We start from the raw sequence: 4,512 nt of genomic DNA, 5'->3' as shown, positions 1-4,512 counted from the left end.
TAGGTGTCCTTGGATTCCACTATGCTTTTGCAGACTATAACTCGAACGAAAATGTCCTAAGAAGAAAATACAATATGCTTTTAACTTCAACACCTGACTCGATTATTAGTTTAATACTAAAGGACAGAGGTCAGATTGGTGTTATTACAGAATCACTATTAAGAAAAACTATAAACCAAGAAAAGAAACTCAAAGACCAAATATTGGTTTCAGAGGTTTATGACCAAGAATACAAGCATACGGCCCTTGTTAGCAGTAGTTCACCTATCCGCTTACAGGAATTGGAAAGCTATATTGCACTCTTAAAGAAGACCGGCTCTCTCCAAAAAATTCTTAGTAAATACGGTATTAAGAATTATTAAATTCCTTTCCACGATAGAACTGATAATCTGCGATACTCAATAGCTCGAAGTCTTCCGGAGTGTCTCCATAGGCGAATATCTTCGTATAGTCTCTAGGTGCTAACTTCTCAAGAACCTTCTTCAGTTTATACGGTCCCGAACAATCTTCTGAACTATAAATTCCCAAACAAACTTCTTTTTGAAACTTAACTTCAGAACAAATGAGTTCTACTCCATGTTTTTGACACCATGGCTTTAGGTAGAGATCAAGAGATGCAGAGACAATAAGTACACGATCCCCTTTTGCTTTATGATCTAAAAGCTTTTGATAGATATCAGGACGTAAAACGCTGTCCATAAAAGGAACAAATTCTCTTCCTTTTTGCATCAGCTCTTCATGACTTCTTCGCTTAAGGGCCACTTCGACAATATCTTGCCTCATAAATGTTCCCTTATACTTACCCAATTTATAAAGAAAGATTTTCGGCATTAACCTAATCAGGCCAAGAGCATATCGAGACATCGGTGTTGTCTGTTTAATGAATGCAGTAAATGTATCAACCTTAGTCAAGGTTCCATCAAAATCAAAAAGTGCTAAATTCATAATAATACTCTTCTATTTCTTAACGATTTTGACAACCTATTTAAACTGCTCCCCTTAAGTGGGGCTAAGTCCCCCTAAATATTTTAAGTTATAAAAGCAAATAAAGACGTCGATATGCGCTTGTAGCATAACGACTTTATGTAAGTTGAATCTTTTAAGTTTCTGGTATCTACTTAAAATGACAAGGAACTTGATACCTCCTTCTCTGTATTTGATTAAACTAGATTAATTATTAGCACTATCAATGTATAGCAGTTTAAAAAGTATCATTCTATTTGCCATGACTAAAACTATTGTTAAAATATATAACGATAAGGGGAAGAAATATGAAGTGTTATACTGTGAAAGTTGAATGTCAGTGCTCTCAAGTTGAAGGAGAACTCAAGAACATAAGTCCACAATCTGGAAACCACATCAAATGTATGTGTATAGATTGTCAGACTTTTGCCCATTTTCTAGAAAAGAATGAAGCGTTACTTGACAGAAATGGAGCGACAGAACTTTTTCAAATATCCCCATCTCAAATTACTTTCACTAAGGGAGTAGAAAATATCAAGGCCCTGAGACTTAGCTCAAAAGGTCCATTTCGGTGGTACACAAAATGCTGTCAAACCCCTATTGCAAATACGATTGGCCTAGACAAGGACTTTGCCGGTGTATTTGTCGAGTTTATGAAATTTGAGGAAGATCATTTTTCAAAGCAAGATGCCTTGGGCGAGATAAAGTATTACTGTATGGCAAAATATAGCAAGGGAGAACCACCAGCAGGTGCCACTCAAGGCTTTCCTAGAAGTCTCTTTTTTAAAGTCGCTCTTAAACTTCTTTTAGGTAAGCTGACAAAGAACTATCTTCCCAATCCTTTCTTTAACGAAGAAAATGGACTCCCAGTCAATGAATGTGAGGTTCTTGAAAAAGAAAAGCGACAACTCTTAAGAAAGAGATGCTAACAAGACAGCAAAAAAAGTTAACTTAGAAGATAAATATCGTAAGCTGACTTAATAAGCAGCCCAAGTAAGACGGAGTTAAAAACTTTTTTGACAACCTTTGTATTTCCCGAAACAACAAAACTGCTACCGATATAATTCCCTATGATGCTTGCGATAATGGCAACAAGCGCAATCTTCCAAGCAATAAGACCCTTAATGAGAAAAATCGCAAAAGCAGTAATATTACTCGTGAAATTGATGATTCGAGCATTAGCAGAAGCATGATGAATTTCCATATTCATAAAGAGAACCATCGCGACAATAAGAAAGGTTCCGGTACCTGGTCCAAAAAAGCCATCATAACAACCGATAACTAATCCGATGAGAAAGCATCTCAACAAGAGAGCAAATCTTGAAAGAGAAATGACATGGTCGCTCTTAAGTCTTGATTTGTAGATATTGAGAGCGAATATAACTGGGACAACAATGACCAGAATATAAACCATCTTATTACTATCTAACATAGTGGCCAGATGAGCACCAAAAGAGGAACCGATAACTCCCCCAATTATCCCATAGATAAGAATCTTAAAATCTAATCCAGAACTGCGAATATAACGATAGACGGAAATTATCCCACCTGAGGTACTAACGGTTTTATTGGTCCCTAAAATAAGCTCACTTGGAACACCCATCGCAATATAAGTGGGAACAGTGATTAGACCACCTCCACCCGCAATCGAATCCACAAATCCAGCAAAGCAGACCATGGTAAAAATAAAGAAATATTGTATCAATGAGTATTCCACAGCTTAATTTACCCCAAAGAATCAGAAGTACCAAAGAAAAAGGACCAAACGCCCAATAGCTAGTAATAAAACTAGGCAATTTACAGGGAATTTATTTAAAATAAGATGAACTTAATCACTAGGAATCCATGTGAAGTTATATACAGTAAAATTTATTACTCTCCTCATCATGTCTCAATTGAGCTACGCCAATGCCTGCTCAAAAACACAGAGTGTACCAAAATATAAGAGTGTCATTCAAAATCTCTTAAAACAAAATGCTAACTTAGATAAGATCACTCAAGGAAAGAAGATTGATCATTATTCCCTTCAAGCAATTTTTGGTCATCAATTTGAAATATCAAAAACAGATGAAAGAATAGCTGAGTTTAAAGAGACTCTTAATAAGAAGAACGGCATTCAAATTGAGAATGAGTCACTTGATAACTGCTTAAAACAGCTCGGTTTTACGAACTATCAAAAAGAACTTAGAAAACAGAGCTCTCTTCTTCTTACTAAGAAGATTGAAATCCTAGAACAGAATCGAAAGTTTCTTGATTCGATTAGAGAGACAAGTTTAACAGAGAATACCCTTCCAGATATTAAAGACAAAATTTCAAAAGACTCCACTGTAGCGCTCAAAGAAAAATCAACTCTTGAAGATGATTTAATTAAAGGGCAATCTCAATCTTTAAACGAGAAGAGCTCAGGTAAGAGAGAGTTAATTGAATATAAGAATCTCCTAACAAAGATTAAGATAGAACTCTTAGACAAGAGAATTGAGGCCAACAAGAATCTTGAAGAGAAGATAAAACTCTTTGAAGATCTCTCTGCAAAATTAAAGAGGCTATCAAGTAAAGATAATCTTGATTCATATAAAGTCTTGAAAGAAAGATTTCTAGAAATTGAGGCATTGTGGCTTTCTCTTTCAAGTGAAAACTATTTTGGTCTTTTTCGTATTAGCGAATCACTGAACTTACCAAATATTCCTGCTGCACTTGATGAGAAGAAGTATGAGACAAATATTTCAGACATCACAAAATTACGTTCAGAAATCATCCAGCTAAGAAAAGAGATTATTAAAAACTATACACAAAAGAAGAACCAAGAACTTAAACTACTTAATAATCTTGTTTCAAGCAGTAGTGCCATAAGAGAAAGTTATTACAATAAGCTTGGTGCATCCTTCTTTTTTAAGTCCGTGAAGCAACTTGATTTCTTAAAAAAGATCAAGAATGAGTTTATCTCGGCTCCTTATAGGGCCGTGAGCTACTTCTACTCGAAATACCTCTATCTCAGCGAACAAGTTTCTCTAGGAAAGGAAGGTTATGTCAAAATATCGGGTCAGCTCTTTATACTCATACTTGGTATTATCTCATTATTTGCGATGAATATTCTCTTTAAGAAGCTCAATGACTGGATAGATCAGTTCTTTGAGTTTCTCTTCAAGCGCCAAAAGAGATCATTCTTACTTAGGAAGTTTTTCTCAATTTGGAATAAGATAAAAGATAGCTCTGTTCTTATTATGTGGATGATCACTCTCTACATGATACAAAGTTTTAAGTTGTTTACGAACTTCAACCTCTTTATTAAAGTCGCTCAAGTTTATCTGGCAGCACATATTATCAAATCAGTTGTAACAATCTTCTTGGGAAGTATCTCTCGTCTAGACTCAGGAAACTTCTTTGAGTTTAAAAAGAAGGCCAATGAAACTTCTGATAAATTTAAGAATATCTTCTTATTCTATTTTTCACAATGGTCTTTATAGAGGCCACGTGTCGGTAAGGTCTACTTCTATAGCCTACTTAACGTAATCGTCGTTATCTATTCTCTCTACCTCTACTTTATTGAGT

Annotated in this window: 4 protein-coding genes and 1 pseudogene; 3 read left to right on the top strand and 2 right to left on the bottom strand. The window is 35.2% G+C overall.

The window, feature by feature from the left end; all coding sequences use genetic code 11:
• A pseudogene (locus tag M901_RS04580) lies at window positions 1–362 on the top strand (hypothetical protein); the annotation flags it as partial.
• Here the strand turns inward: M901_RS04580 and M901_RS04575 are convergent.
• The gene (locus M901_RS04575) at window positions 349–945 is read right to left on the bottom strand and encodes an HAD-IB family hydrolase (RefSeq protein ID WP_021277012.1); all 597 of its coding nucleotides are present in this window, start codon (window positions 943–945) and stop codon (window positions 349–351) included. The pseudogene M901_RS04580 and the gene M901_RS04575 overlap by 14 nt on opposite strands.
• Window positions 946–1,271: 326 nt before the next feature.
• On the opposite strand from M901_RS04575, the gene M901_RS04570 reads away from it, so the two are divergent.
• Window positions 1,272–1,892, top strand: a complete 621-nt coding sequence (locus M901_RS04570; RefSeq protein WP_053335823.1) for a DUF6151 family protein — start codon at window positions 1,272–1,274, stop codon at window positions 1,890–1,892.
• Between the two features lie 17 nt (window positions 1,893–1,909).
• Here M901_RS04570 and M901_RS04565 read toward each other — a convergent pair whose 3' ends face one another.
• On the bottom strand, window positions 1,910–2,680 hold the full coding sequence (locus M901_RS04565; RefSeq protein WP_034720357.1) for a TSUP family transporter: 771 nt from the start codon (window positions 2,678–2,680) through the stop codon (window positions 1,910–1,912).
• Between the two features lie 130 nt (window positions 2,681–2,810).
• On the opposite strand from M901_RS04565, the gene M901_RS04560 reads away from it, so the two are divergent.
• Window positions 2,811–4,427: a hypothetical protein gene (locus tag M901_RS04560; RefSeq protein WP_021277016.1), complete on the top strand. Its 1,617-nt coding sequence runs from the start codon at window positions 2,811–2,813 to the stop codon at window positions 4,425–4,427.
• The last annotated feature ends 85 nt before the right edge of the window (window positions 4,428–4,512 follow it).

Source organism: Bacteriovorax sp. DB6_IX, assembly GCF_000447775.1.
Taxonomy (GTDB): domain Bacteria; phylum Bdellovibrionota; class Bacteriovoracia; order Bacteriovoracales; family Bacteriovoracaceae; genus Halobacteriovorax_A.
This window is presented reverse-complemented; position numbering and strand designations above follow the sequence as displayed.